23 protein-coding genes are annotated in these 26,258 nt (G+C 66.1%); 12 read left to right on the forward strand and 11 right to left on the reverse strand.

What is annotated here, in order from left to right; genetic code table 11:
• Positions 1–25: 25 nt before the first annotated feature.
• The 7 genes from HMPREF9710_RS26445 to tssK all read right to left on the reverse strand — a co-directional run bounded on the left by HMPREF9710_RS26445 (position 26) and on the right by tssK (position 8,715).
• Complete coding sequence (locus tag HMPREF9710_RS26445; RefSeq protein ID WP_005664193.1) at positions 26–1,516, reverse strand: hypothetical protein; 1,491 nt, start codon at positions 1,514–1,516, stop codon at positions 26–28.
• Positions 1,513–2,745: a hypothetical protein gene (locus HMPREF9710_RS04185; RefSeq protein WP_005664195.1), complete on the reverse strand. Its 1,233-nt coding sequence runs from the start codon at positions 2,743–2,745 to the stop codon at positions 1,513–1,515. The genes HMPREF9710_RS26445 and HMPREF9710_RS04185 overlap by 4 nt, the downstream gene beginning before the upstream one ends.
• Before the next feature lie 4 nt (positions 2,746–2,749).
• Positions 2,750–3,013 carry a PAAR domain-containing protein gene (locus HMPREF9710_RS04190; protein ID WP_005664197.1) on the reverse strand — a complete coding sequence of 88 codons (264 nt, stop codon included), beginning with the start codon at positions 3,011–3,013 and terminating at the stop codon, positions 2,750–2,752.
• Positions 3,014–3,120: 107 nt separating this feature from the next.
• On the reverse strand, positions 3,121–3,693 hold the full coding sequence (locus HMPREF9710_RS27695) for a hypothetical protein (RefSeq protein WP_157225430.1): 573 nt from the start codon (positions 3,691–3,693) through the stop codon (positions 3,121–3,123).
• Positions 3,694–3,823: 130 nt separating this feature from the next.
• The gene (locus HMPREF9710_RS27700) at positions 3,824–4,555 is read right to left on the reverse strand and encodes a hypothetical protein (protein WP_157225431.1); all 732 of its coding nucleotides are present in this window, start codon (positions 4,553–4,555) and stop codon (positions 3,824–3,826) included.
• Between the two features lie 20 nt (positions 4,556–4,575).
• Positions 4,576–7,344: a type VI secretion system Vgr family protein gene (locus tag HMPREF9710_RS04195; protein WP_005664203.1), complete on the reverse strand. Its 2,769-nt coding sequence runs from the start codon at positions 7,342–7,344 to the stop codon at positions 4,576–4,578.
• An 18-nt stretch (positions 7,345–7,362) separates the two neighbouring features.
• Positions 7,363–8,715 carry a type VI secretion system baseplate subunit TssK gene (tssK, locus tag HMPREF9710_RS04200; RefSeq protein WP_005664205.1) on the reverse strand — a complete coding sequence of 451 codons (1,353 nt, stop codon included), beginning with the start codon at positions 8,713–8,715 and terminating at the stop codon, positions 7,363–7,365.
• A gap of 149 nt (positions 8,716–8,864) precedes the next feature.
• Here tssK and tssE point away from each other — a divergent pair, with 149 nt between their 5' ends.
• From tssE to HMPREF9710_RS04220, 4 genes are all read left to right on the forward strand, one after another.
• On the forward strand, positions 8,865–9,383 hold the full coding sequence (gene tssE / locus HMPREF9710_RS04205) for a type VI secretion system baseplate subunit TssE (RefSeq protein ID WP_005664207.1): 519 nt from the start codon (positions 8,865–8,867) through the stop codon (positions 9,381–9,383).
• A 1-nt stretch (position 9,384) separates the two neighbouring features.
• Complete coding sequence (tssF, locus tag HMPREF9710_RS04210; protein WP_005664208.1) at positions 9,385–11,226, forward strand: type VI secretion system baseplate subunit TssF; 1,842 nt, start codon at positions 9,385–9,387, stop codon at positions 11,224–11,226.
• Positions 11,190–12,329, forward strand: coding sequence for a type VI secretion system baseplate subunit TssG (tssG, locus tag HMPREF9710_RS04215; protein WP_005664210.1), 1,140 nt, complete (start codon positions 11,190–11,192; stop codon positions 12,327–12,329). Before tssF ends, tssG begins: the two co-directional genes overlap by 37 nt.
• A gap of 70 nt (positions 12,330–12,399) precedes the next feature.
• Positions 12,400–12,807 carry a DUF2750 domain-containing protein gene (locus HMPREF9710_RS04220; protein WP_005664212.1) on the forward strand — a complete coding sequence of 136 codons (408 nt, stop codon included), beginning with the start codon at positions 12,400–12,402 and terminating at the stop codon, positions 12,805–12,807.
• Between the two features lie 9 nt (positions 12,808–12,816).
• On the opposite strand, the gene HMPREF9710_RS04225 is transcribed toward HMPREF9710_RS04220, so the two are convergent.
• A complete protein-coding gene (locus tag HMPREF9710_RS04225) occupies positions 12,817–15,156 on the reverse strand; it encodes a hybrid sensor histidine kinase/response regulator (protein ID WP_005664213.1) in 2,340 nt (779 codons plus the stop codon).
• A 221-nt stretch (positions 15,157–15,377) separates the two neighbouring features.
• Between HMPREF9710_RS04225 and HMPREF9710_RS04230 the strand changes: the two genes are divergently transcribed.
• Positions 15,378–17,645 (forward strand): PhoX family protein, encoded by a 2,268-nt coding sequence (locus tag HMPREF9710_RS04230; protein ID WP_005664215.1) that lies wholly within the window; start codon positions 15,378–15,380, stop codon positions 17,643–17,645.
• Between the two features lie 123 nt (positions 17,646–17,768).
• Entirely contained in the window at positions 17,769–18,236 is a 468-nt protein-coding gene (locus tag HMPREF9710_RS04235) for a hypothetical protein (RefSeq protein WP_005664217.1), read from the forward strand.
• Here HMPREF9710_RS04235 and HMPREF9710_RS04240 read toward each other — a convergent pair.
• Positions 18,161–19,054 carry a LysR family transcriptional regulator ArgP gene (locus HMPREF9710_RS04240; protein WP_005664218.1) on the reverse strand — a complete coding sequence of 298 codons (894 nt, stop codon included), beginning with the start codon at positions 19,052–19,054 and terminating at the stop codon, positions 18,161–18,163. The genes HMPREF9710_RS04235 and HMPREF9710_RS04240 overlap by 76 nt on opposite strands.
• Positions 19,055–19,150: 96 nt before the next feature.
• Here HMPREF9710_RS04240 and HMPREF9710_RS04245 point away from each other — a divergent pair, with 96 nt between their 5' ends.
• Both HMPREF9710_RS04245 and HMPREF9710_RS04250 read left to right on the forward strand, forming a co-directional pair.
• Positions 19,151–19,768, forward strand: coding sequence for a LysE/ArgO family amino acid transporter (locus HMPREF9710_RS04245; protein WP_005664221.1), 618 nt, complete (start codon positions 19,151–19,153; stop codon positions 19,766–19,768).
• A gap of 72 nt (positions 19,769–19,840) precedes the next feature.
• Entirely contained in the window at positions 19,841–21,124 is a 1,284-nt protein-coding gene (locus HMPREF9710_RS04250; protein WP_005664222.1) for a Xaa-Pro dipeptidase, read from the forward strand.
• Here the strand turns inward: HMPREF9710_RS04250 and HMPREF9710_RS04255 are convergent.
• Positions 21,121–22,035 carry a LysR family transcriptional regulator gene (locus HMPREF9710_RS04255; RefSeq protein WP_005664224.1) on the reverse strand — a complete coding sequence of 305 codons (915 nt, stop codon included), beginning with the start codon at positions 22,033–22,035 and terminating at the stop codon, positions 21,121–21,123. The two genes, HMPREF9710_RS04250 and HMPREF9710_RS04255, sit on opposite strands and share 4 nt — an antisense overlap.
• Positions 22,036–22,143: 108 nt before the next feature.
• Here HMPREF9710_RS04255 and HMPREF9710_RS04260 point away from each other — a divergent pair, with 108 nt between their 5' ends.
• From HMPREF9710_RS04260 to HMPREF9710_RS04275, 4 genes are all read left to right on the forward strand, one after another.
• On the forward strand, positions 22,144–23,151 hold the full coding sequence (locus HMPREF9710_RS04260) for a zinc-binding alcohol dehydrogenase family protein (RefSeq protein ID WP_005664226.1): 1,008 nt from the start codon (positions 22,144–22,146) through the stop codon (positions 23,149–23,151).
• Positions 23,152–23,198: 47 nt separating this feature from the next.
• Complete coding sequence (nfsB, locus tag HMPREF9710_RS04265; protein WP_005664228.1) at positions 23,199–23,852, forward strand: oxygen-insensitive NAD(P)H nitroreductase; 654 nt, start codon at positions 23,199–23,201, stop codon at positions 23,850–23,852.
• A 189-nt stretch (positions 23,853–24,041) separates the two neighbouring features.
• On the forward strand, positions 24,042–24,857 hold the full coding sequence (locus HMPREF9710_RS04270) for an SDR family NAD(P)-dependent oxidoreductase (protein WP_005664230.1): 816 nt from the start codon (positions 24,042–24,044) through the stop codon (positions 24,855–24,857).
• A 25-nt stretch (positions 24,858–24,882) separates the two neighbouring features.
• Positions 24,883–25,644 carry an SDR family oxidoreductase gene (locus tag HMPREF9710_RS04275; RefSeq protein ID WP_005664231.1) on the forward strand — a complete coding sequence of 254 codons (762 nt, stop codon included), beginning with the start codon at positions 24,883–24,885 and terminating at the stop codon, positions 25,642–25,644.
• Here the strand turns inward: HMPREF9710_RS04275 and HMPREF9710_RS04280 are convergent.
• A complete protein-coding gene (locus tag HMPREF9710_RS04280; protein WP_005664233.1) occupies positions 25,604–26,251 on the reverse strand; it encodes a DUF6624 domain-containing protein in 648 nt (215 codons plus the stop codon). The two genes, HMPREF9710_RS04275 and HMPREF9710_RS04280, sit on opposite strands and share 41 nt — an antisense overlap.
• Positions 26,252–26,258 lie beyond the last annotated feature (7 nt).

The following is a 26,258-nucleotide window of genomic DNA, read 5'->3' on the forward strand; positions in this document are numbered from 1 at the left end:
CAGGCCGAGGCCGGCGTGGCTGCGATTATTCCATTTCCATGCTGACAAAATTCTCGTCCAGCCAGGCGCCCAGCGCCTCGGTTCCCGGCCCGTCGAGATGCGGCAGCATCGCGGCGTACCAGGCGCGTCCCTCCTCCTGGCCCAGCACGGCGCGGACGATGGGCAGGCTGTTCTGCAGGAAGATGCCGAACAGGGGCGCCCGGCGCACGAACAGCGAGGTGGCATCAAGGCAGCCCAGGCCCGTATAGATCGCGCGCATCTGTTCGAGATACGGCATCGCGCGCGCCGCCTGGCCCGACTGGGTCAGGGCAGTGATGAAGCTGGTCACGATCTGCGGGTCCGGCATTTCGCGCGAGGCGGCATTGCGTTCGCGCGCCCAGGCGATCCACTCTTCGCCGCGCGCCGTGTCGCCCGTCATGGCGCAGCAGCATCCGGTTTGCAGCGCGTTGAAGGCGCTCGGCTCTTCGTCGCACAAGGCGTTCCAGTAGCGCAGCGATTCGGCCCAGCGCCCCAGGCGCGCGCTGGCCATCGCGCACAGGCGGATCGCATCGATGCGCAAGCCGTCCTGCGTGGCCGCCGCATGGGGCATGGCGCCGGCCAGCGCTTCCTCCAGGCGGCCGGCGCCCAGATGGTCGATGGCGTCGGCCAGTTCCGGCGGGTCGGCCTGGGCCGCCCCTGCATTCATTGCGGTCGGTGCGCTGCATTCCTCGATGATCCGTTCGGCATCCATGCCCGGCAGGCGCAGGTAGGCGATGACCGGCCGCGTGGTCTTCTTTTCCTTTTTTGCGTCACGCTCGACCTTCACGTTGTCGATCGAAACGAACGGGTCGCCTCCGGTGCGGTACAGCGTCACCGCGCTGTAGCGTGAGGCGTCCGCCTCGACGCTGGCGCCGAGGATCGAAAACAGTTCACCGGGCGCGGTTTCGAGCCGGTGCACGACGACATGGGGTTCTTCGATCCAGGCGAATCTGCGCGGCAGCTCGAACGGCGTCGCCCAGCTGTCGCTCAGCTCGCAGAACGGTTCCTCGGCCGCGTCGCGCGCCAGCGAACGGGGCACGGTGGTCAGCAGGATGAATTCGACGACCCAGCCGGCGACGAGCGCGCTGCCCTCGATCCGCATCCCCGCGACGTGGCGCACTTCGTTCTCCGCCAGCACCATCCCGAAGCGCCACATGTCCTGCGGAGCGCCGAGCAGCGATGCGAAGCTGCCCGCGTCGGCGATGGCAAGCCAGGCGGCCCAGTGGGCGTACCAGCCCACGACGCCGATCGCCAGGCCCGATCTGCCCATCCACATGGGGTTGCGCGCCTTCGCCTGGCGCGCCACCGCGCGCGCGGCCACGCCCATGACGAGCGCGAAGACGCCCATGGCGAGCCAGTTGAGCAGGATGAGCGGCGAGTGGATCGTCAGCCAGGCATACAGCCAGGCCGGGATGACGACGAACAGCGCGCAGGCCGCCGTCGAGACGATCGCCTGCGCCGGCAGGCGGCCCGACGGCACGTAATAGGGTGAACTCATGGCGTGTCCTGTGGCTTGGGAGCGGGGCGGACCAGGGCCAGCGCCCGCAAGTCCGGCCTGTCGTTGCCCACGCAAAGCAGCGGCGCATCGTGTTCGAGCGCGGCGTGCGCGGCCAGCGCCAGCGCGGCGACGAAGGGCACGGCGCCGCATGTGCCGCAGGCCGGGCCGAGGCGGACGATGTCGCTGGCGTTGTCGAGGTGCGGCGTGGTGGCGTCGCCGAATTCCATCAGTTCGAGCGCGTGGCGCGTGTCGGCGCCGGCATCGGCGACGAGCATGGCGACGGCGGCCGGCGCGATCGCCGCGCCCTGCAGCAGGCGCCCGGCGAGCATGTTCAGGCGCTGCGGCGACAGGCGTTTGAGGCTGGCGGATGCTGGATCGCAGGCGTCGGCTTCCAGGCTGACGTGCGCAATGCCGGCGCCGTTCGCCGCTGGCGCCAGCAGCAGGCCGGCCGCGCCTTCGCCGGGGATGCGGCCACGCGGATGAAAGGAGGTGAACAGCGTGCCGTTGGCCGACCAGCGGTCGACCGTCTCCTGGCCGATGTGGGAGCAGAAGGCGAGCAGGATCGTCGCCGCGGGCTCCGCGCTTTTTTCTGTTTGCTGCGCCAGCCGGGCAATGAATGGCGCAGGAGCTGCGGCTTCGGTGACGTCGATGCGCGCCGCGGGCCAGCCAGCCTGCGCCAGCACCTGCCTGCACCACATCGCTGCCGCCTGGCGTTGTTCCACCTGCCAGTCGTCCGGCAGCACCAAGGCCAGTTGCAGCGTGAAAGGCGCGTCTTCGTCCGCGCCCAGCAGCCCTGCCGCGCGATCGGCGAGCTCGCGCAGGACCGCCGTGCCGAGAACGAGCGCGCGCCACCCCTCGTCGCCAAAGGGCGGCGCCGGCGCGGCGCACGAGTCCAGCCAGTCGGCGATCTCTTCGCGCACCGCCTCGTCGCCGGCCTGTTCGCAGCGTGCGCTCATGACCGGGAAACCGTCGTCGTCCACCAGTTCGCGGTCAAGGTCGGCGTCGACCTTGTTGGCGGCAAGCGCGGCGCCCAGTTCTTCGGCGGATGCGCCATGCGGCGTGCGCAGCGCGCCGGCGAGGATGGACAAGGTCGGGCAGCGTCGCTCCTGGACGGCGTCCTGCTGCACCGCCGGCGCGGCGGCGGCCTGTGCGACAGCCTGGCGCGCGAGCAGCCTGCCACCGATGCGGCCGAGCCAGCCCGGGGCCGGCGGCGTAGTCGTGGTGGACATGGGCTCAGACCTGGTCGATGGTGGTTTGCTGGCCGGCGATCAGCGTCGCGCCGCAGGCGGTCTTGTCGCCATGCCGCGCGGCCGCCTTGCCGTCGACGATCAGGGTCGCATCGCCTTCGATGATCGGCCCGGGGCCATGCTTGGGACAGCTCGTCCTGTCGCCCATGCGGGCGATGCCGACGCCATCGATATCGCTGTTGGGCGAGGCTTCCAGCACGACGCCGCCGTGCGAGGTTCTGTCGCCGAGTCTGATCAGTGCTCCTGCCATGGTTTTTCCTCGTCTGGATAACTTCAACTATGTGATCTGGAATTTCACTTGATTAACCAGGGACCCAGCTTATTCAGGCCATGGTGATTTAATAAGGTAGCGGTCGCTCATTCGCGCTCAAGCACGAGTAAGTGAAAGCTCTTGGGATAAGCATCGGCAACACTAGCCACATCGCTTCGTGCCTCAAGTTTCATGGAGATTTTTTTATTACTTTTGAGGGCGAAAACGAAGATTAACGGATCTTTTATTCTGTATTCGGGGCGATTTTCTTGTTCTGAACGTAAGAGAACATAGTCGTCAAAGAATTGCGCAGGCAGATTCATCGAGAAAACCCCAATAGGAAAGTTTCGGGGAGTTGCTGAAATCCAAGCCTTATTCCATTTTTTCGCGTTGTCTTCCCTGCTGATGTTTATGTGGATTCCACGCATCCGAAAATTTTTCTCGTGATAAAACTTAGATCGCATGACGGGTGCCTGTGGATCTTTCGGCCAGAAAAAATTACCTTCGCCCAGAATTTCGGATTCTTCAGTTTCTAAATTGGAACTTGCATCTATGACGCGATGCACGGAGGAAACTAGTCCCATTAAATATGATCGTTCTTCTTCATTCAGTTCAACTATAGACGGAAGTTCTAGAATGTCTTTGTCTTCATATTTATTGATAATAGGTTTCTGGGTCATGCCGGCCCTCGTTTTTTTATCAATTTCAGTGAGGCTTTGTGATATCTGTGAAGAAGACTCTTTCTTGCAGCTTATAATGATGGGAATGGCTGCTAGTAGAAATAGATATCTCATTAAGATCATAAGCACATCAAGTAGTTTGTTCGGATTTTGCCAATGATGGATTTTCATAGATAGGATCAATATTGCCAATCAGAGGAATCCAGTGGCGATCCGAATGAAAGACAATTTCTTGATATTTGGCTTTAAATTCTTTATGCCACTTGTATGGATTGACAGCGTAGGCAATTGGAATGTCAGCTATGTTGCTATGTTTGATCCAACTGAAGCCGTTGGGTGTCTCGATGTCAGAATCATCAAGAATCTCCTTGGCAGTTTCGGCACAGGTGTCGTTGACAATTGCCGAATAAGTCAACTGTCCTTTATATATTTCAACTCGCGCTTTTGTAATGTTTTCATTTACTGCCCCTGCTTGTTTTCTACTTATCGGAATTTTGAAGGATTTTACTTTTTCCGTAATCATGTAATCAGCAGTGCCGGGCCGTGAATTTTTCTGCCCATCTTTTTTTATGGCGCCAACTGTATATATCTGTTTTCCCTTGCTAAATCCTTTATTGAGCCAGCCTACTTTCCCGGCCCCATCAGGACCGAAGCTGAAGGATTGAATTACTTTAGTATTTTGTACTAGGTAATAAAACATGTGTCCATAATCAATTGCGATGTCATGAGTATTATGTTTAAATGCATCGACACTATTGACTTCAAAGCCTATAACAAGATAGAAGACGTCCAGCTCTACGCTTTTTCTGGCTGTATGGTCAACAGGCGAAGTACGTGATGCTCCAATATTCGCCCACTTCATTGTCCGAGACGGCATCCTTGTCATTCTTTAACCTCGATAGTCACGGTTTCTTCCTTATCGGATCTGACAATATGAGTCAGGCCGTTCTCATCCGTTTTTCCATACTCAAACGTTCCGTCTTCGCGCTTGATTCTGTAATCGACATGAGCAAGTGGTGCGCCGGTGGCTTTATCACGCACGGTAAAAGCTTCATCAAAGAGGTTTGCATTAGAATCGGGCAAGCTGCCTAACCTGGATGGACTGCCTTCGCCCTTATCAAATTGGTGTTTGCCGCCCTTGACGGAAAACTTCCCCGGACAGGCGAACGTAATGTCCCCACCTTCCAGCGTGATCGCCGACTCGCCCGCCTGCAGCACAATCTTTTCCTTCGCCTTGATCTCGATCCGGTCATTCACCGACATCACGGTGACTTCCTTGTCCGCCAAAATCTCCAGCTGATCCGTATGCGCCTGCAACGACACCGGTCCATTCGCCGCAATCGCTTGAATCCCGCCCGCATGCGAAAACAGGCTGGCAGCGCCACCTGCAACAGTCGACACCGTATGCGCCGCGGCGATATGGACATCCGACTGCGTCGTCCACTGCATCTGCCCGCCGGCATAGATCACGGTCGATGCCGGCGTCGCCCAATTGATGCTGGCCGCCGAGTCCATCAGCACGACCGCCGCCCCGAATTTTTCAACGGGCTGCCCGCCATCGAGCTCGCGCGACCCCACCTTGGCCTTGAGCGTCGTCTGACCACCTACCGCGCCGTCGTACTTGCCCCTGGCCTGAGGATCGATCAGCGCGATGAATTCCTCCTGCGCCTTGGCCGCGTCAAGACTGAACAGCGCCTGCGACTGGCCCGCCGCATCGCGCAGCGCGTCGCCCAGCGATTGCGCCGCCTTGAACTGCGCCACAGCCTCCGCCACATCCATCTGCGTCGACGTGATCCCGCTGCCGAGCTGCGGCCGCGCACTGGTCGACAGCAGGACGCCTTCACCGCCGCGCACGACCGCCCAGGCATCGGTGCGCAGCTCGAAGCCGCTGCCGCGATAACGGACACGTTGTGACGTGCCGGGCGGCTGCTCGATCAGATAACCAAGATTGAGTTCGCTGCCGGCGCTGCTGCTTGCCAGCCGCGTGCGCAGCTGTCCGGGCGTATCGTCCACCTGCCACTGATTGAAGCCCCCGCCATCGAAGTTCCGGCTATGGATACCGGACAGCACGCCGGCGTGATCCGCCCCCGAATCCACGCCAGCCGGGAAGGGCGGTAGATCGAGGCCGTTATGCAACTGCGCCACGATGACTGGCCGGTCGATATCGCCTTCAATAAAATCCACCAGCACTTCGGTGCCGATGCGCGGCGTGAACACAGTGCCCCAGTTCGGCCCGGCCAGCGCCTCGGCCACCCGTATCCAGCTGCCGGAAGCATCGTTGCCCGGCGCGCTGCCCCGTTCATCCAGGTTGTGCGCCACGCCTCCGGGATTCGGATTGACGCCACGCTGCCAAGCGAACTGGACTTTTACTTGATGATCGCGCGTGCTGGTGGCGACCGCATTCGGCAAGCCGACCACCAGCGCGGTCTGCGGCCCCAGGCTCGTGCAGGGATGCGGCGCGGCGGTCGCGACCGGCACCAGCGCCACCACGTCGCGCACGCAGGCGAAGGTATTGCAATAGGTGCCGTTCTCGACCTGTTTCGACGCGCCAGCGATGCCGGTGTCGAAGTTGTTGCGCGCCTCGTGTTGCACCCACAGCACGGTGAAGGCGTTGGCGCCGGCCGGATAGCGGTCGTGCTGCGTCAAGCTAAAGCCGTGTCCCGCCGCCAGCCGGCGCACGGCGCCCGCGCCTTCGAAGACCTTGTTGTCCAACTCGAGCGCCAGCAGCATCAACTCGCTGTGACCACGCATCGCGGCGCCGGTGTCGCCGCCGATGCGTTCGCCGCTGCCGTCGTGGATGGAGAGCGCGGGCAGGGCGCCGGCATCGAGGTGCGAACCCAGTTCGGCTGCCGGCGCCAGCAAGACGGCCGGGTTCCAGCTGCTGATGCTGACGCCGTTGGCTGCTACCCGGCGCCTTGCGTGGAAGGCGTCGATCGCATCGTCGCGCTCGGTCGCACGCACGCCATGAAAGCGCAACGTCGCGCCGCCGGGCATTGGGGGAATCCGCGCCCGCCGGTCGAAGATCACCAGCCGGTGCCGCGCCTGGCCGTGGTCGGCGCCCGCCACTGTCTCGAACGGAGAATGATCGAAGCGCCAGCTCAGGCCCTCGGACGCCAGCAGCCGCGCGAAGAATGCGTAATCGCTTTCGCGGTACTGGGTGCAGACGGGCCGTGGCGTCAGTTCCTGCGTCACGTCGAACGCGACGTTCACCTGTGGATAATCGGCCAGTAATTCACAGACGATGTCGCGCACCGTCTTGTTCTGGAACAGGTAGCAATCGCGCCGCAGCGTCAACAGCGCCAGCGCCGGTTCGAGCACCAGGCGGTAGCGGGCGACGCCGCCATCGGCGCCCAGCCAGGACGCTTGCGTACACAGGCCATGCCAGGCGCGCCGGCCGCCGTCCGGCTGCAGCAGCCCGACAGTCAATTCTTCGCCGATGAAGGAAGACAGGTCGAGGTCGGTCGAGGTGCTGAGCGCATCGACCTCGAAGCGGAACAGCTCGTTGACGGCCTCGCGTCCCGCGAAGCGCTCCGCCACCAGCGATTGCGGCAAACCGCTTTGCTGGCTGCTGGCCAGGGTGAGGAGCCGCGCGTGCTGGCTCAGGCCCGTGCCGTACAGGCCGAGCGAAGCGGGGGCGGGAAAGGCTCTCATCGGCGCGCTATTCCGCGTTCAGGACATCACCGCCAGCAGCTCGAGCTTGAGCTCCTTCATGCCGGCCGGGACGTAGATCGAGATCGACTGCGCCTTGAGCATGCGCTCGTACATCGCCCCTTTCGCCTCGAGGATGAAGTAGCAGGTGTCGGGCCGCACGGGGATCGCCGCCGGCGGCTGTGGCGTGTACTGCAGGCGCACGCCGGGCAGGGCCGAGAGCACGAATTTCTCGACGTCGTCCGGGGCGCCGACCTTGAAGCGCAGCGGCGCCACGTCGACCAGTTCCACCGCCGGGATGTCGGCCGAGACGGCGATGTAGAAGGTGGTGTCGTCGTCGATCTTGCCCGAGTCGAGCATGCCGATGTGGTAGCAGGGCCGCACCTCGTTCAGGGCGATGCCGAAGTACTTGGCCGAGATGACGGTGTCGAGCAGTTCGCGGATGATCTGGTGCAGCCTGGCGAAGGCGGGGCCGGGATCGTGGTGCTGGTAGGACGGCAGATCGGACAGGGTCCAGCTCTTGGAAAAGGTCATCAGGCCGCCGGCCACGTCCAGCAGCGCCTCGAACACGCGCTCGGGGTGCAGCGCCGGCTGGTTGAAATGATGCGACAGCGTCGCATAGGCCGAACTGGCCGTGTGCAGCAGCCAGAACGAGGACATGTCGCCCGAGCGGAATTCGATGACGTTGCGAGTCGGCTCGCGGTGGTGGCCGTACAGCGCGCCGACCTTGGCCTGCAGCGCGTCGAGCAGGCGGCGCAACTGCTGGAACAGGGCCGGGGCGGCGCCCAGCGACATCGACGGCGGCACCAGCGCCGGATCGAGCTCGAAGCCGCCGGTGGCGCATCTGCGCACGCGCAGCAAGGGAAAGTGGATGTAGGCGTCGCGCGGCTCGAATTCGGACACCAGGCGCAGCGCGCGCTTCAGGTAGGCCAGCTGCACCGGCGCCGCCTGGGTGTAGAGGTCGGGCGTCTCTTCGTTGGCCTGGATGAAGCGGGTAGTGCTGGCGGACTGCGTGGCCGCCTGCCCCGGCTGGACGAAGTTGGCGTTGAAGGGCTTGAGTCCCGGCAGCGCCGCGTAATACGTCACGGCCTGCACCGACTGCTGCAGGCCGCTCAGGTCGACGGTGCCGGGCAGCTCGTCGAGGCCGGGCGCCTCGTACAGCTCGCCGTCCTGGAAGCGCAGCGACAGGTTTAGCACGCGCAGCATGCCGCTCGCCAGCGCCTCGCGGTCGATGTCGAATCCCTCGACCCCCCATGCATACGGGTGCGCCGCCTTGACGCCCTTGTACAGGCAATGCTCGTGATAGGCGTCCTGGCGCTGGAAATGCTGCGGGCGCAGCAGCAGGCCTTCGCCCCAGAGGACTTTGCTGGTCATGGCTGTTGTTCCTTCACCTTGTTCTTTGCGAAAGGAAACGATAACGACGAGATGCTGTTGCGCATGTGAACTTGATCAAAGGTTGGCGCTAAACGCCGTGGCAACATGCTTCGGTGCGCAACACCAGCTTGTGCCAACGAGGGGGATCGATGAAAGGATTCACGCCGGACCTGTTCGACCGCCTGCTCGGCCAGCCGCTGCGCAATGGCGTGGTAGTGGCGCGCCTGAACGTCGAGGAACTGAAGGATGCGGTCGCGCGCGACCTCGAAGCGCTGCTCAACACGCGCTCGACCATCCAGGACGGCGCGCTGGCCGTCTTTCCCGAATGCGGCAAGTCGATGGTCGGCTATGGGCTGTGCGACTTCGCCGACCGCTCGCTGTCCAGTCCCACCGACCGCGCCCACATTTGCGCCTGCATCGAAAACACCATCGCGCGCCACGAGCCGCGGCTGCAGAACGTGAAGGCGCTGCTCGAGATGCAGGGCGATGCCGGCGCGCCCTCGGTCAACCGCCTCGGTTTTTCGATCACGGCGGTGCTGGTGGGAAGCATGTCGGAGGAGCCGGTCAACTTCGACGCCGTGCTGCAGCCGTCCACGCTCCAGTACAGCATCCGCAAGGCCGGCCGCGCGGGCGCGGCGGCGGCGGCATCGGCGATGGCGGGAGCCTGAGTTGGACCGCCTGCTACCCTATTACGAAAGCGAACTGGCCTACCTGCGGCGCAACCTGCGCGAATTCGCCGAGCGCTATCCGCGCATCGCCGGGCGCCTGGCGATCAGCGGCGAAGTATGCGAAGACCCGCATACCGAACGCATGATCGAGTCGTTCGCCTTCCTGAACGCGCGCATCGCCAAGCGCCTGGACGACGACTATCCCGAGTTCACCGAGGCGCTGTTCGATGTGCTGTATCCACATTACCTGCGGCCTTTTCCATCGTGCTCGATCGCGCGCCTGGACGTCGCCGCCGCGGCCAAGCAGCAGACCACGGTGAGCACCATCCCGCGCGGCACCAAGCTGACCACGCGCCCGGTGCGCGGCGTGACCTGCATCTTCCGCACCGTGTACCCGGTCGCGATGGCGCCGCTGGTCCTGAGCCGGGCGGTGTTCTCGCCGATCATCCACGCGCCGGATGCGGTGCGCCTGCCGCCCGGCGCCAGCGCGAGCATCAGCCTGTCCCTGAACGTTGGCTGCGAAGGCGGCGGCCTGGAGGCGATCGACCTGCCGGCGCTGCGCCTGTTCCTCGATGGCGAACCGTCGTTCTGCGCGGCCCTGCGCGACGCGCTGCTGGCGCGCACGGTCGCGGCCTATGCGCAGCCCGAGGGCGGCCACTGGATCGCCCTGCCGGCGCTGCCGGTGCGCGCCGCCGGCTTCATCGAGGACGACGCGCTGATCGACTTCCCGGCCCGTTCCCACACCGCCTACCGCCTGCTGACCGAATACTTCTGCTTTCCCGAGAAGTTCAATTTCGTCGATCTCGACCTGGCGCTGCTGGCGCGCAGCCTGCCCGCGGGCACGCGCCGCCTCACCGTGCACCTGGCCCTGAACGGGATCCGCAGCGACTCGAACCTGGCGCGCATGCTGTCCACCCTGTCGACCAACAACCTGGTGGCGGGCTGCACGCCGGTGATCAACCTGTTCGCCCAGCGCGGCGAACCGATCCGCCTGACCCATGCCACGGCCAGCTATCCGGTGCTGGCCGATGCGCGCCGCGCCTATGCCTACGAGGTCAACGCGATCGACGAGGTCAACCTGGTGCGCCAGACGCCGCAGGGCGAGACGGTGGTGCGGTTCCAGCCCTTCTATTCGCTCAAGCATGCGCAGACGCCCGAGCAGAACGGGCATTACTGGGCCATGCGCCGCGACGACACGATGGCCGAGCGCAGCCCGGGCTTCGAAACCCAGATCTCGATCGTCGACATCGACTTCGACCCGGCCGACGTCGAGACCACGACCCTGAACCTGGAGCTGACCTGCACCAACCGCGATCTGCCGCTGCTGCTCAGCTACGGCCAGCCGGGCGGCGACCTGTTCCTCGAAGGCGGATCTGGCGTGCGCGAGATTTCCTTCCTGCGCAAACCCAGCCCCACCTGGCGCTTCTCGCGCGGACGCAGCGCGCACTGGCGCCTGATCTCGCTGCTCTCGCTCAACCACCTGTCGCTGGCTGACGGCGGCGTCGACGCCTTCCGCGAGATGCTGGCCCTGCACGACCTGCCGCGCTCGGCGGCGTCGACGCGCCAGGTCGGCGGCATCAATGCGATCGCCTATACGCCCACCAGCGCCTGGCTGTCCGGGAACCCCTTCAACTGCCTGGTGCGCGGGGTCGAGGTCAGGATCGCGATCGACGAGGAAGCGTTCGTGGGCAGCGGCATCCATGCCTTCGCCCACATCGTCGAGCGCTTCCTGGCGCTGTACGTGCACGCCAACAGCTTCACCCAGCTGGTGATCGTGTCCCACCAATCCGGAGAGGAGCTGCTGCGATGCGGGCCGAGAAGCGGAGAACTGAGCCTCCTGTGATCGAGCGCCTGCTGCGCGAGCCGTGGCGCTTCGAGTTCTTCCAGGCGGTGCGCGTGCTCGAGCTATGGCTCAAGCGCCGCGGCCGCCGGCCGCACGGCCTGGTGCCCGACATGCTGCGGTTCCGGAACACCCTCTCCCTCGGCTTCCCGGCCAGCCAGCTGGAAGCCATCGAGCCCGAGCTGCGCGACCTCGAGGTCGGCATGCCCTTCGACCTGCCGATCGACGCCGCCGCGCTGGGCGAGGCGGTGCGCGAAGGGACCTTGCGCCGGGTGCACCTGACCCCCGCCTTCATGGGCCTGCTGGGCGGGCACGGCGTGCTGCCGGCCCACTACACCGAGCGCATCGCCGAGCACGCGGCGCGCCACAAGAACGAAGACGAGGACCAGGGCCCGCGCGCCTTCCTGGACGCGTTCTCGAACCGCTCGCTGGCGCTGTTCTACGAAGCCTGGCGCAAGTACCGCTTGCCGTTCAAGTACCAGCTGGACGGCCAGGATGCCTTCCTGCCCCTGCTGCTGTCCCTGGCCGGCCTGGGCGACGCCGCGCTGCGCCGGCGCCTGGCCGGCGCGGCCGACGGCGCCGTGCTGGACGAATCGATCGGGTATTTCGCGGCGGCGATCCGGCACCGGCCGGTGTCCGCCGTGCAGCTGGCGCGGGTGCTGTCGGAATACTTCGGCGAACAGGTCGAGGCCGAGCAGTTCGTCGGTTCCTGGTACGACGTGCCGCCGGCGCAGCAGACCACGCTGGGCCAGGACAGCGCCGTCCTCGGCGGGCGCGCGATCGCCGGCGCGCGCGTCTGGCAGCGCAGCCTGCGCCTGCGCCTGGTCGTGGGGCCGCTGGCGCATGCCGGCTTCCAGGCCTTCTTGCCGGGCGGCCTGGCGGCGCGGGCCTTGGGGAGCGTGCTGGCGCTGTTCACCGGCGTCGCGCTCGAATACGAAGTCGAGGTGGTCCTGCGCGCCGCCGACGTCCACAACACCACGCTGGACGACCTGCATCCCGGCCGCCTCGGCTGGGACGCCTTCCTGGTGCTGGACGCCCCGCCGGGCGACCGCCACGACGTGCGCTATGACCTGAACGCGGCCGGACGGCCGCCGCACGCCTGCTGAACGCACCTGCCGGCGCCGATGGCGTATCCTGACGATGTCAGGCTTCGCGCCTCAATGAACGGGAATGGTGATGAGCGAACGTATCATCTCGGCGATCAAGCTGGGCGGCCAGCAGCTGGCCGCCGTGGTCACGCTGCCGGGGCCGGAGCGCTACGAGTACTTCATCAAGCGCGTCGCCGACGCGCGCGAGGTGTGGGGGCTGTACCAGGACGGCTGGGCCCTGGCCAAGACCGACGACGGCACCCTGGTGTTTCCGATGTGGCCGGCGAGCGACTACGCCAGCCTGTGCGCCGAATACGAATGGGACGGCTATGACGCCCAGGCGTTCTCGCTCGAGGAGCTGATCGACGAATTGCTGCCGCAGCTGGAAGAAGACCGGGTGTTGCCGGGCGTGTTCTATACCCCGGGCGACAAGGGCATCACGCCGAGCGTGGTCCAGCTGATCGGCGACCTGGAGGACGAGCTGCGCAGGACCTGATTCCGTGTTTTACAACCGCGCCAGCAATTCCTCCACCACCGCCAGCTGCACCGGCTTGGTGAGATGGTGGTCGAAGCCGGCCTCGCTCGAGCGCTGGCGGTCGCTTTCGGCGCCCCAGCCGGTCAGGGCCACCAGCACGACCCCATCCAGTTCCTCCATGGCGCGGATCGCGCGCGCCGTGTCGTAGCCGCTCATGCCCGGCATGCCGATGTCGAGGAAGGCGACGCGCGGACGAAACTCGCGCGCCGCCTCCAGCGCCCCGTAGCCGTCGTGCGCCACCCGGGTGACGTGGCCCGACGCTTCCAGGATCATCGACAGCGTCAGCGCGGCATCGACGTTGTCGTCCACCACCAGCACTTTGAGACCGGCCTCGCCGCCGCCGGCCGGGCCACCGTCGCCGGCCGGCGCGTCCCAACCCAGCGGGCGGGCGGCCTGATCGTCGGACACCTCAGCCAGCGGCAGGCGCACCGTGAACACGCTGCCGGCGTTCGGGCCGCCGCTCTCGGCGACCACGCTGCCGCCATGCATCTCGACCAGGCGCCGCACCAGCGACAGGCCGATGCCGAGCCCGCCCTGCGAGCGGTCGACGGTGCGGCCGATCTGGTTGAACATCTGGAACACGCCGGCCAGCGCGTCGCCGGCGATCCCGACGCCGGTGTCGCTGACGGCGATCACCGCTTCAAGCCCCTCGCGCCGCACCGACAGCCGGATATGCCCGCGCGCCGGCGTGTACTTGGCGGCGTTGTTGAGCAGGTTGGCCACCACCTGGGCGATGCGGGTGGCGTCGGCGTCCATCAACAGCGGCAGGTCGGGCACGTCCACCTCGAGCGCGTGCTGGCCCGCCTCGATCAGCGGCAGGCTGGTCTCGACCGCGCTGGCCAGGATCGCGCGCAGGTCGGCGCGCTGGCGTTTGAGTTCGAGCTTGCCGCCGCTGATGCGGGCCACGTCGAGCAGGTCGTCGATCAGGTGCACCATGTGGCCGACCTGGCGTTCCATCATCTCCCTGACCTTGCCGACCGCCGCCGGATTGTCGCCGCCCAGGCGCATCACCGACAGGCCGTTGCGGATCGGCGCCAGGGGATTGCGCAGCTCGTGCGCCAGCGTGGCCAGGAACTCGGTCTTGCGGCGGTCGGCCTCGGCCAGGTCGTCGGCCAGCCGGCGCAGCTCTTCCTCGGAGCGCTTGCGCGCCGAGACGTCGGAAAACAGCAGCGCCACCTTGCGGCTGTCCGGGCCGCCGATGCGGTTGGCGTAGACGTCGAACCAGCGGCCCATGGCCGGGGCCTCGTTCTCGAAGCGCGCGGGGATGCCGGTCAGCGCCACCCTGCCATAGGTCTCGAACCAGAAGTCGTCCAGGCCGGGCAGCAGCTCGCGCGCGGTGCGGCCGGCCGCATCCACCAGGCCGGTGTGGCGCTCGAACATCGGGTTCATCTCCAGGAAGCGGTAGTCGACCGCCTTGCCGGCCGCGTCGAAGATCATCTCGAAGATGCAGAAGCCCTGGTCGACCGACTCGAACAGGGTGCGGTAGCGTTCTTCGCTGGCGCGCAGCTGCTCCTGAACCTGCTTGTTCCCGGTGGTGTCGAGGACGATCGCGACCAGGCCCTGGAACTCGCCGTCGGGGCCGCGCAGCGCATTGACGCTGCTGGTGGCCGAGACCAGCGAGCCGTCCTTGTGCAGGTAATACTTGTCGAGCGCCACGCCGGCGGCGCCGGCCTTCAGGCGCTCGAGCGCATCGTGGGTCTGGGCGCGCGACTGCGGCGCGGTGACCTCGGCCACGCTCATGCCGAGCAGCTCGGCCTCGCTGCGGCCCACCATCTCGCAATACTTCTGGTTGGCCAGCACGATGCGGCCCGCGGTGTCGATCTGCACCACCCCGGTGGAGGCCTGGCTGACGATTTTCTCGAAGCGCTCGCGGCTGGCGTGCAGCGCGCGCTCGGTCTCCTTGCGCAGGGCCTCGGCGCGCACCTGTTCGGTGATGTCGCGCGAGATCGCCAGCAGGCGTGTTTCCTGGTCGCCGGTCGCGGCGGTGCGGGTGACCATCACGTCCCACCATTTGGGCTTGCCCTTGACCGTCGGACAGGCGGCGCTGAAGTGCCCGGTGCCGCCGGCGCGCGCCGCGCCCAGGGCCGCCTCGATGGCTGCGTGCGACGGCTGCGGCCAATATGCCTTCCACGGCTTGCCGCCCACCGTCCCGGCGTCGTCGATCTCCATCGAGAGCAGGCCGTTGCGGTTGATCGCCAACACCATGCCGTCCATGTCGAGCAGTTTCACGCAGTCGGGTATGGCTTCGAACAGGGCCCATCCCAAGGTGATCGTGTCCTGCTGCGGCGTGGGGGCGCGGTTTTCCTGCATCTGTCTGTTTCCGGTAAAACGTCATCTATACCACAACGGCCCGGCCGGGAGCGTCCGCGTCCGGTGAATGACACATAAATATTAAAAATGCCGCTAAGAAAAGCACAAGCGTGCCGCACCAGTGTCATCAAACTGTGACCAAACTGTCACGGAGTCGTCATGTTGCCTTACTACCATTTAGTGGCTTTCCTTTCCCACACTAGAAAACAGGATCCACTTCCGTGAACAAGCCGACCGATTTCGCCCGCATGCCTGTCGACCACGACGACATCGATTCGAACAACTCGTCGAACGAACACTTCAGCACCGTCCTCCAGACCCGCCTGAGCCGCCGCAACATGCTGCGCGGCAGCGCTGCGACGGCCGCGACCGCCCTGCTCGGCAGCTTCGGCCTGACCGCCTGCGGCGGTTCGGACGACGATCCTGTCACCCCGCCGACCAACCCGCCGACCGGCACCACCCCGCCGCCGGCGCCGGTCGAGAAGCTGCTCGGCTTCACCGCCGTGGGCAAGAGCCTGGCCGACACCGTCGTGGTCCCGGCCGGCTATACCGCTACCGTCCTGTACGCGCTGGGCGATCCGCTCACCAGCAGTACCCCGGCCTACAAGAACGACGGCACCGATACCGATTTCGAAAACCGCGCTGGCGACCACCACGACGGCATGGAATTCTTCTCGCTGTCCGACAGCGGCGGCGTCTCGACCACCGGCGCCACCCGCGGCCTGCTGGCGATGAACCATGAGGCCACCACCAACGAAGGCCTGCCGTCGTTCTTCGTGCACGCCAACGGCGGCACCAATGCGCTGCCGCGCCCTGCCCTCGAGGTGGACAAGGAAATGGCCCTGCACGGCCTGTCGGTCCTCGAAGTGCGCAGCAACAACGGCAAGTGGGAATACCTGAAGGGTTCGAACTTCAACCGCCGCGTGCACCAGCAGACCGAAGTCCAGATCTCGGGCCCGGTGCGCGGCAATGCCCTGGTCAAGACCAAGTACTCGCCGGACGGCACCAAATTCCGCGGCACCATCAATAACTGCGGCACCGGCCGCACCCCGTGGAACACCTATCTGTCGGGCGAGGAGAACTGGGCCGGCTACTTCACCCGTTCGAGCACCGACAACGCCGCGCGCGGCGACAAGAGCGTCGCTTCGCTCAACCGCTACGGCATGTCGCAGGGCGCGTCCTCGCGCCACGGCTGGGAAACCGGCGGCGTGGACGACAAGTACCAGCGCTGGGACATCAGCAAGAAGGGCACGTCGACGGACGGCACCGACGATTACCGCAATGAACTGAACGGCGAAGGCTACATCGTCGAGATGGACGCCTACGACAAGACCCGCCCGCTCAAGAAGCGCACCGCGCTGGGCCGCTTCGCCCACGAAAGCGCCTCGTTCGGCCGCCTGACCGCCGGCCAGCCGCTGGCCGTCTACATGGGCGACGATTCGCGCGGCGAATACATCTACAAGTTCGTGTCGACCGCACCGTGGAACCCGGCCGACGCCGTCGCGCTCGATCGTATCGCCACCGGCGACAAATACCTCGACAGCGGCAAGCTGTACGTCGCCAAATTCAATGCCGACGGCAAGGGCCAGTGGATCGAGCTGACCATCGCCAACAGCGTCATCGCCAACTACGCGAACTACAAGTTCGCCGACCAGGCCGACGTGCTGGTCAACGCCCGCCTGGCCGCCGACGCCGTCGGCGCGACCAGGATGGACCGTCCGGAATGGTGCGCGGTGAACCCTGCCAACGGCGAGATCTACTACACGCTGACCAACAACAGCAACCGCCGCGTCGAGCCGGGCAGCTCGAGCCAGGTCGCGCCAGACGCCGCCAACCCGCGGTCGTACACCGACATGAAGGGCTCCACCGCCCAGCTGGGCAACTCGAACGGCCACATCATCCGCGTGCGTGAAGACGCCGCCGGCTCGACCGCCACCAGCTTCGCCTGGGACGTCTACCTGTTCGGCGCCGAAGCCGCCGCCGATGCCGCCCGCATCAACCTGTCGGGCCTGACCGCCGACCAGGACTTCTCGAGCCCGGACGGCCTGGCCTTCAGCAACTCGACCGGCATCTGCTGGTTCCAGACCGACGATGGCGCCTACACCGACGTCACCAACTGCATGATGGTGGCCGGCCTGCCGGGCAAGGTCGGCGACGGCAAGAAGGTCACCCTGAGCTATCCGAAGACCGACGGCTCGACCCTGAGCGTCGACACCTTCGTGGGCAAGGCCGCCAGCGCCGACACGCTCAAGCGCTTCCTGGTCGGCCCGGTCGGCTGCGAACTGACCGGCATCACCGAGACCCCGGACGGCAAGGCGCTGTTCGTCAACATCCAGCACCCGGGCGAAACCACCGCCGCGGCCAATGTCGGCGACGCCAGCAAGTACACCAGCCAGTGGCCGGCGAACGCGGGCTACGGCGCCGGCCGCCGCCCACGCTCGGCGACCCTGGTCATCACCAAGAACGACGGCGGCCGCATCGGTTCGTGATGTGACGCTGTAAGGCGTGAAAGGGCCGGTTGCATACGCAGCCGGCCCTTTCTTTATTGTGCGCAAGATGGGCCAGTCCGGCCCGTGTCAGCATCAAGCGGATCGTTCAACCGGGAGTCCGCCATGCCTGCCCTGCCGCTATCGACCTACCTGCGCCTCGCGCGCGCCAGCGCCGCCTACGACGTCGTGCAGATCCTGCCCTTCGCCACGCCGTGGACCTTCGCCCTGCTGCTCGACTGGCTATCCGGCATGAACGTGTGGCTGGGCGGCGCGCCGCTGCCGCCGTTCGCGCCGCTGCACCTGTTGTTGTCGTCTCTCCTTGGCACGCTGGTGCTGCTGTGGTGCGCCGTGCGCCTGAAGGAGCCCAGCCTGCGCCTGGGTCGCTTCGACGGCGTCGGACGCCTGCTGTTCGCATTCTGGATCGGCTGGGCGATGCTGAAGGCGGATCTGCCGGTGCTGTGGCTGTTCCTGGTCCCCGAACTGCTGTGGGGCGTGGCGCAGTGGTGGCCGGTCGCTCAGGCGAGCGGCAGCAGCACGCCGCGCGCGGCCTTCACCAGCGCCGTGCCCATGCGCTCCAGCCGCGGCGGCTGAATGCGCCAGGCGTGCCAGTACAGCGGCACGTCGTGGTGCAAGGCCGGCGCCAGGTCGACCAGTTCTCCCGTATCCAGCAGGGCGCCGCACTGCTCCAGCGGCAGCATGCCGTAGCCCATGCCGTGGCGTACCGCGTGCACGAAGGGATCGCTGGCCGGCACGTAGTGAAACGGATAGGCGCCGTCCGGCAGGCCGAAGTGGGTGAGCAGAAAAGAAGACTGCATCGCATCCTTGCGGTCGAACACCACCAGCGGCGCGCGCTGGGCCGTGGCGCGCGTCATCCCGTCCGGGAACCAGCGCCGCGCAAAGTCGGGCGAGGCCACCATCCGGTAGCGCATCATGCCGAGCGCTCTGGCGCTGCAGCCGCGCATCGGCTCGGTCTCTCCCGAGATGCAGGCCACCGCATGGCCGCCCTCCAGCAGCGCGAAGGTATGGCCCTGGTTGTCGAGGACGAATTCGACCAGCAGGCCTTCGGCATCGAGGATCGGCGCCAGCACCGGCAGCAGCCAGGTGGCGAGGGTGTCGTTGTTGACCGCCAGCGTGACCCGCGCCGGGCCAGGGTCGTCCTTCATCCCGGCCAGGAATTCCGACTCGAGCAGGGTCGAGCGGCGCAGGTATTGCAGCAGCCGCGTGCCGGGCGCGGTCGGGCGACAGGGACGGCTGCGCACCAGCAGCGGCGTGCCCAGCTCTTGCTCGAGCGCCGCGATGCGCTGCGAGATGGCCGACGGCGTGACTTTGAGCTGGGCGGCGGCGCCCTCCAGGCTGCCGCAATCCACGGCGGCCACGAAGGCGGCGCTGCGGCGGGGATCGATCGTCATGAATTAGATTTTCTTAAGTAACCTGAATATTCATGAATATAATTGAAGTAGACCAGCCGGGCTGGGATAGTGGCGCTTTTTCACAAAGAGGCGGCCATGTTCTCGCATCAAATCTATCTACAGGGGCTGGGCCTGGGCGCCGGTCTCATCATGGGGATCGGCGCCCAGAACGCCCATGTGCTGCGCACGGCGGTGCGCGGCCGGCACGTGCTGCCGACGGTGCTCACCTGCATCGTGGTCGACGTGATCCTGATCGCCGCCGGCACTGCCGGCCTGGGCGCCCTGATCGAGGCGTCGCCCCTCTTGACGTCGGTGGCGCGTTATGGCGGCGCCGCCTTCCTGCTCTGGTATGGCCTGCGCTGCTGGAAGAGCAGCCTGCGCGGCGGCGCCTCGCTGGCCGCCGATCCGGCGGCGCAGACCCAGACCCTCGGCGCGGCGCTGGCGACCGTGCTGGCGCTGTCGCTGCTCAACCCGCACGTCTATCTCGACACCGTGGTGCTGCTGGGCGCCGTCGGCAGCAGCCTGGCGCTTGAAGAGCGCGGCTCGTTTGCCCTGGGCGCCATCACGGCCTCGATCCTGTGGTTCACGGCGATCGGTGTCGGTGCGCAGCGCTTCGCCCCGGTGCTGGCGCGCCCTGGGGTGTGGCGCGTGTTCGAGGCGCTTACCGGCGCCATGATGCTGGTGCTGGCGGCGTTGCTGCTGACAGACAGCTGAGCAAAAAAATGGATGGGTAAGATGTTGTCCGGTGTAAAGTTGCTATTTACCCATCCATTGCCCGGAGGCTGCTTGAACCGCTTGACCCTGAACGTCCTATCCCTGTGCCTGGCCGCCGCCGGCTGGTCTTCCGCCCATGCCGCGGATGTCGTCATCAGCGCCGACCGCCTGCTCGACGTCAAGAGCGGCCGCATGATCCAGAACCCCGAGATCCTGGTGCGCGACGGGAAGGTCGTCAGCCTCAAGCCGGATGCCGCGACGCCGCCAGCCGCCGACGCGACCCGCATCGCCCTGCCCGGCATGACCCTGCTGCCCGGCCTGATCGACATGCACGTCCACCTCGATTCGGATCCGACCTATGGCGGCTACACCGGCCTCGAATACAACGACCGCTTCTGGTCGGCGCTGGCCGTGGCCCACGCGGGCAAGACGCTGGACGCCGGCTTCACGACGGTGCGCAACCTGGGCGCCTCGGACTGGAACGACGTCGGCCTGGGCCAGGCCATCGCCGCCGGCAAGGTGCGCGGTCCGCGCATCGTGCCCGCCGCCTGGTCGTTCGGCGCGACCGGCGGCCATTGCGACAGCACCTACTTCCCGCCGTCGATGGAGGAAAAGAACAAGTACAACGCCGACAGCCCGGACGAGGCGCGCAAGTCGGTGCGCGAGCTGCGCAAGTACGGCGCCCAGGTGATCAAGATCTGCGCCACCGGCGGCGTCTTCTCGCGCAATACCGAGCCGGGCCAGCAGCAGATGAACCTGGCCGAGATGCGCGCCGCGGTGGAGGAAGCGCACCAGTGGGGCCTGCAGGTGGCGGCCCACGCCCACGGCGCGGCCGGCATCAAGGACGCGATCCGCGCCGGCGTCAACACGATCGAGCATGCGAGCCTGATCGACGACGAGGGCATCGCCTTGGCGAAAAAGCATGGCGCCTGGCTGTCGATGGACATCTACAACGGCACCTATACCGCGCTTGAAGGCAAGAAGAACGGCGTGTTGGAAGATAATCTGCGCAAGGACCGCGAAGTGACCGAGTTGCAGCGCCAGAACTTCAAAAAGGCGCATGCGGCCGGGGTCAAGATGGTGTTCGGCACCGACGCCGGCGTGCACCCGCACGGCGGCAACGCCAAGCAGTTCGCCGTGATGGTCCAGTACGGGATGACGCCGCTGCAGGCGATCCAGGCGGCCACCGTGAACGCGGCCGAGGCGCTGGCGCGCAAGGACATCGGCGTCGTCGAGCCGGGCCGCTATGCCGACATGGTGGCGGTGAAGGGCGATCCGCTCGTGGACGTCACCCTGCTGGAAGCGCCGGCGGCCGTGATCCAGGGCGGCGCCGTCGTCAAGGGCGGCGCGCTCTAAACCTCGCCCAGCCGCTCCAGCAATGGAGCGCAGCGCTCCTTCAGGAGCGCATGCAACAGCTTCACCGCGGGCGAGAACTGCTTGCGGTGCGGGCACACCAGGTTCAACGGGGTGGCTTCGCCGGGCATGTCCGGCAAGACCACCTCGAGCCTTCCCGCCGTCACGTCCTGGCAGACGTCGAGCCAGGATTTATAGGCGATGCCTTCGCCGGCGACGGCCCAGCGCCGCACCACGTCGGCGTCGTCGCTCACCAGCGATCCCTTGACCTGCGCCACCTGGTCTCCTGCGGGCAGCGGAAAGCACCAGCGGTCATAGATGCGCCCGCGCAGGCGGTAGGCCAGGCAGCTGTGTGAAGCCAGGTCGGCCAGCGCCGAGGGGCGGCCGTGCCGTTCCAGGTAGGCGGGAGAAGCGATCAGCACCCGCCGGTTCTCCGGCGCCACCGGCAGCGCGATGAAGCTCGCGTCATCGATCTGGCCGTAGCGCAGCGCGATGTCGACCGGATCGCGGAACACGTCCGCCACCTGGTCCGACACCAGCAGCTGGATGTCCAGGCCCGGGTGGGCGCGCCGGAACTCGGCGATCCACGGCAGCAGCACGTTGCGGCCGAAATCGGACGGCGCCGCCACCTGCAAGGTGCCGGACAGGGACGCATTCTCGCCGCGCATGCCGTCATGGCCGTCGCGCAGCGCCTGCAGCGCATCCTGGGCAAAGGGCAGGTAGCGCTTGCCCTCGTCGGTCAGGCGCAGGCTGCGCGTCGAGCGCGCGAACAGGCGGACGTCGAGTTCGCGTTCCAGCCTCTGGATCGCCGCGCTGGCCTGGCCGGGCAGCAGGTTCACCTCGCGCGCGGCCTGCGAAAAGCTGCCGAGGGCGGCGGCGCGCACGAACAGCGACAGGTCGTCCAGGCGGATCATTTTCTCTTCCACAGTGAAAGTGAAACTCTGCCATGGCACTGTTTCGCCGGTTGATGCATCCCTAAAATGGTCTTCACTGCCCTGCTCACTTTATGCCTGGAGAAGAAAATGAAAGCGATAGTCTATACCCAACACGGCCTGCCCATCGACGACCCGCAGGCCCTGCTCGACACCGAACTGCCGATGCCGCTGGCCGGCCCGCACGACCTGCTGGTCGAAGTGCGCGCCGTCTCGGTCAACCCGGTCGACACCAAGATCCGCCTGGGCGTCGCGGTGAACGAGCCGCGCGTGCTGGGCTGGGACGCCAGCGGCATCGTGCGCGCCGTGGGCGCCAACGTGACCCTGTTCGCGCCGGGCGACGAAGTGTTCTATGCCGGCTCGATCGTCCGCCCCGGCTCCAACAGCCAGTTCCAGGCGGTCGACGAGCGCATCGTCGGCAGGAAGCCCGCCAATCTGGGCTTCGCCGAAGCGGCCGCCCTGCCCCTGACCTCGATCACGGCCTGGGAGTTGCTGTTCGACCGTCTGCGCGTGCCGGAAGGCGGCGGCGAAGGCAAGTCGCTCCTGATCGTCGGCGCCGGCGGCGGCGTCGGTTCGATCCTGACCCAGCTCGCGCGCCGGCTCACCAAACTGACCGTGATCGGCAGCGCCTCGCGCGACGCCACCCGCGAATGGGTGACCAGGCTGGGCGCCCACCACACGGTCGACCACACCCGCCCGATGCAGCCGCAACTGGAGGAGCTGGGCTTCGCCAACGTCGACATCGTGATCAGCCTGACCCACACCGACCGCCATTATCAAGACATCATCGAGGCGCTGGCGCCGCAGGGCCAGCTGGCGCTGATCGACGATCCGGCCACGCTCGACGCGGTGCCGCTCAAGCGCAAGTCGATCTCGCTGCACTGGGAGCTGATGTTCACCCGCTCGATGTTCGAAACGGCCGACATGGTGTGCCAGCACGAGCTCCTGAACCGGGTGGCCGCGATGATCGAGGACGGCGCCCTGACCACCACCCTGGGCGAGCACTTCGGCACGATCAACGCCGCCAACCTGCGCCGCGCCCACGCCCTCATCGAGAGCAACCGCGCGATCGGAAAAATCGTCCTTGAAGACTTTTAAGCCGCAGATCGCTTAAGATCGTCGGATTCATTATCAGAAGGAACACCATGAATATCCTGTCGGCCGCACAAAAACGCCATACCGCCAAAGCCTACGATGTGGAGCGCCGCATCCCCGAAGAAGTGATGCAGCAAGTGTACGACCTGCTGCGCAGCAGCCCGTCGTCGGTCAATTCGCAGCCGTGGCACTTCGTCGTCGCCAACACGCCGGAAGGCCGCGCGCGCATCGCCAAGGCGGCGCAGGGCGGCTACAGCTACAACGCAGCCAAGATCAACGACGCTTCGCACGTGATCGTGCTGTGCTCGCGCATCGACATGGACGAGGCGCACCTGGAAGCGCTGCTGGACCAGGAACAACGCGATGGCCGCTTCCGCGATGACGCCGCGCGCGCCGGCCAGGACGCGGGACGCCGCGGCTATGTGCGCCAGCACCGCTTCGGCGGCAAGGACGTGGCGCAGTGGCTCGAAAAGCAGGTCTACCTGGCGCTGGGCACGGCGCTCCTCGGCGCGGCCACGCTCGAGATCGACGCGACTCCGATGGAAGGCTTCGACCAGAAGATCCTGGACGAGGAGTTCGGCCTGAACGCGAAAGGTTTGACCAGCCTGGTGCTGGTGAGCTTCGGCTATTCGTCGGAAAGCGATTTCAATGCCGGCCTGCCGAAATCGCGCCTGACGCAGGAAGCGACCTTCACCTTCATCTGATCGTGTGATGGTCGCCACCTGCGGGTGGTTCGTGACAACGGCGTGCAGCGATGCACGCCGTTTTTTTGCGTCCTGCCCTCGGATTCGGTCACATGCATGATGGCTCAAATTGAGGGATATACGACCAACGGGCCATGTTCCATCTCCGTAGACTGTTTCTATCGACAACGAAACACCAGGGAGAACGATATGACCACGACCGCACAAGCCACCACCGCCCTGATCACCGGCGCCTCGACCGGCATCGGCGCCCGCTACGCCCAACGCCTGGCCGAACGCGGCTACGACCTGGTGCTGGTGGCGCGCAACCAGCAACGCCTCGAGCAGGTCGCCGCCCGGCTGCGCGCCGAGACCGGCCGCAAGATCGACATCCTGGCCGCCGACCTCACGCAAAGTGCCGACCTGCGCCGCGTGGAAGAGCGCCTGGCAAGCGATGCGTCGATCACCCTGTTGCTGAACAACGCCGGCCTGGGCGCCACCGCCAGCATGCTCGATTCGAGCGTCGAAGACCTCGACCGCATGATCGCGCTGAACGTGACGGCGCTGACCCGCCTGACGCGCGCCGTCGTGCCGCGCCTGGTGGCGCGCGGCCAGGGCACCATCATCAATATCTCGTCGATCGCCGCCGTCGCGCCCGAGGTGCTGAACGGCACCTACGGCGGCAGCAAGGCCTTCGTGCTGGCGTTGACCCAATCGCTGCAGCACGAAGTCGGCGGCAAGGGCATCCGGGTCCAGGCCGTGCTGCCCGGCGCCACCGCCACCGAATTCTGGGATCACGCCGGGGTGCCGGTCGCGCACCTGCCGCAAGAGATCGTGATGCACGTGAATGACATGGTCGACGCCGCTCTCGCGGGCCTGGACCAGGGCGAAGTCATCACGATTCCCGCCCTGCCCGACAGCGCCGACTGGGACGCCTTCGAAAACGCCCGCCGCGCGCTGGGACCGAACCTGTCGCACACCAAGCCGGCCGCGCGCTATGCCGCAGTCCAGTCCAACGCCGCCTGATCGCCGATATGTCAAGGAGAACACCATGCAAATGAATGACAACACCATCCTGATCACCGGCGGCGCCTCGGGCATCGGTCGCGGCCTGGCGGAAGCCTTTCACAAGCTGGGCAATACCGTGATCATCGCGGGCCGCCGCAAGGCGCTGCTGGACGAGGTGGTCAAAGCCAATCCGGGCATGCATGCGGTGGCGCTGGACATCGCCAACGCCGCCAGCATCAAGCGCGTCGCGGCCCAGGTGACGCAGGATTTCCCGAATCTGAACGTATTGATCAACAACGCCGGCATCATGCCCTTCGACGATGCGGCCGGCGAGATCGACGAAGACACGATGCTGTCGACGGTCACCACCAACCTGCTCGGCCCGATCCGCATGAGTTCCGCGCTGCTGGGCCACCTGAAGCAGCAGCCGCGCGCCACCATCGTCAACAACACCTCGGTGCTGGCCTACGTGCCGCTGGCCTCGACCGCCGTGTATTCGGCCACCAAGGCGGCGCTGCACTCGTACACGCTGTCGCAGCGCTTCATGCTGCGCGACACCTCGGTGACCTTGCAGGAAATCGCTCCGCCCTGGGTGAACACGGATCTGATCCACAAGGGCGACGATCCGCGCGCCATGCCGCTGGAGGATTTCATTGCCCAGACCATGGCGGGTCTTGCGACCGACAAGGAAGAAGTGGTGGTGGAGTCGGCCCAGCCGATGCGCGACAACGCGGGGCCGGGCGAGCACAAGCTGGTCAATGAGTTCAATGCCTATCTGGCGGCGAACCCGATTCCGACGCACTAGACGGCACGCAGTTCGCATTCTCCAGGACGATCTCTTTGTAGATGTCGAGCGGCGGCAGCCCCAGGGCGGCGCGCCGCGCTTCCACTTTCTCGCGGTCGTCCATCGTGTTGAAGTCGAACTCGCAGGGCCGCTCGGCCGGCGCCATCAACTGCGTCCCATACAGCTGCGGCCGTTTTTCGGCTACCGCGACCCGGTCCGCGAGGTAGGCGAAGCTGCGGCGCACCGGTTCGCCGCGCTGCGCGGCCATCTTTTCGAGCAGCGACAGGGTGTACTTCTGGAACGCCACGTCGTGGTCGGCATGCTGGACCAGCAGCCAGGCGTTGCCCTGGGCCTTCTCGCCATGCTTGTCCTTGTCCGGAAAACCGCATTGCTCGAACGCGGCTTTCAGCCACGCTGTGTTGGCACGGTCGACGATGCCCATTTGCTGCATCAGCTTCTTCTGGTCTGGATCATCCATCCGGCTGAAGTCGAGTCGTGCGCGCAGGGCCTGGTCGGCGCTGACCCGTGTGGCGAGTTGTTGCGGATAGTCGTCGCAGGCGGCGTGGGCTGGCAGGGCGGTCAGGATGGCGGAAATCGCGATCCCCAGGAGGGGCGACAAACGGTGCATCGGCGTT

It is taken from the genome of Massilia timonae CCUG 45783, assembly GCF_000315425.1.
Lineage (GTDB): Bacteria > Pseudomonadota > Gammaproteobacteria > Burkholderiales > Burkholderiaceae_D > Telluria > Telluria timonae.

What these genes read in the sequence shown, in the direction of transcription:
- HMPREF9710_RS26445 (WP_005664193.1), bottom strand. Translation starts at nt 1,516, where the DNA reads ATGAGTTCACCCTATTACGTGCCGTCGGGCCGCCTGCCGGCGCAGGCG.
- HMPREF9710_RS04185 (WP_005664195.1), bottom strand. Translation starts at nt 2,745, where the DNA reads ATGTCCACCACGACTACGCCGCCGGCCCCGGGCTGGCTCGGCCGCATC.
- HMPREF9710_RS04190 (WP_005664197.1), bottom strand. Translation starts at nt 3,013, where the DNA reads ATGGCAGGAGCACTGATCAGACTCGGCGACAGAACCTCGCACGGCGGC.
- HMPREF9710_RS27695 (WP_157225430.1), bottom strand. Translation starts at nt 3,693, where the DNA reads ATGACCCAGAAACCTATTATCAATAAATATGAAGACAAAGACATTCTA.
- HMPREF9710_RS27700 (WP_157225431.1), bottom strand. Translation starts at nt 4,555, where the DNA reads ATGAAGTGGGCGAATATTGGAGCATCACGTACTTCGCCTGTTGACCAT.
- HMPREF9710_RS04195 (WP_005664203.1), bottom strand. Translation starts at nt 7,344, where the DNA reads ATGAGAGCCTTTCCCGCCCCCGCTTCGCTCGGCCTGTACGGCACGGGC.
- tssK (WP_005664205.1), bottom strand. Translation starts at nt 8,715, where the DNA reads ATGACCAGCAAAGTCCTCTGGGGCGAAGGCCTGCTGCTGCGCCCGCAG.
- tssE (WP_005664207.1), top strand. Translation starts at nt 8,865, where the DNA reads ATGAAAGGATTCACGCCGGACCTGTTCGACCGCCTGCTCGGCCAGCCG.
- tssG (WP_005664210.1), top strand. Translation starts at nt 11,190, where the DNA reads ATGCGGGCCGAGAAGCGGAGAACTGAGCCTCCTGTGATCGAGCGCCTG.
- HMPREF9710_RS04220 (WP_005664212.1), top strand. Translation starts at nt 12,400, where the DNA reads ATGAGCGAACGTATCATCTCGGCGATCAAGCTGGGCGGCCAGCAGCTG.
- HMPREF9710_RS04225 (WP_005664213.1), bottom strand. Translation starts at nt 15,156, where the DNA reads ATGCAGGAAAACCGCGCCCCCACGCCGCAGCAGGACACGATCACCTTG.
- HMPREF9710_RS04235 (WP_005664217.1), top strand. Translation starts at nt 17,769, where the DNA reads ATGCCTGCCCTGCCGCTATCGACCTACCTGCGCCTCGCGCGCGCCAGC.
- HMPREF9710_RS04240 (WP_005664218.1), bottom strand. Translation starts at nt 19,054, where the DNA reads ATGACGATCGATCCCCGCCGCAGCGCCGCCTTCGTGGCCGCCGTGGAT.
- HMPREF9710_RS04245 (WP_005664221.1), top strand. Translation starts at nt 19,151, where the DNA reads ATGTTCTCGCATCAAATCTATCTACAGGGGCTGGGCCTGGGCGCCGGT.
- HMPREF9710_RS04255 (WP_005664224.1), bottom strand. Translation starts at nt 22,035, where the DNA reads ATGATCCGCCTGGACGACCTGTCGCTGTTCGTGCGCGCCGCCGCCCTC.
- HMPREF9710_RS04260 (WP_005664226.1), top strand. Translation starts at nt 22,144, where the DNA reads ATGAAAGCGATAGTCTATACCCAACACGGCCTGCCCATCGACGACCCG.
- nfsB (WP_005664228.1), top strand. Translation starts at nt 23,199, where the DNA reads ATGAATATCCTGTCGGCCGCACAAAAACGCCATACCGCCAAAGCCTAC.
- HMPREF9710_RS04270 (WP_005664230.1), top strand. Translation starts at nt 24,042, where the DNA reads ATGACCACGACCGCACAAGCCACCACCGCCCTGATCACCGGCGCCTCG.
- HMPREF9710_RS04275 (WP_005664231.1), top strand. Translation starts at nt 24,883, where the DNA reads ATGCAAATGAATGACAACACCATCCTGATCACCGGCGGCGCCTCGGGC.
- HMPREF9710_RS04280 (WP_005664233.1), bottom strand. Translation starts at nt 26,251, where the DNA reads ATGCACCGTTTGTCGCCCCTCCTGGGGATCGCGATTTCCGCCATCCTG.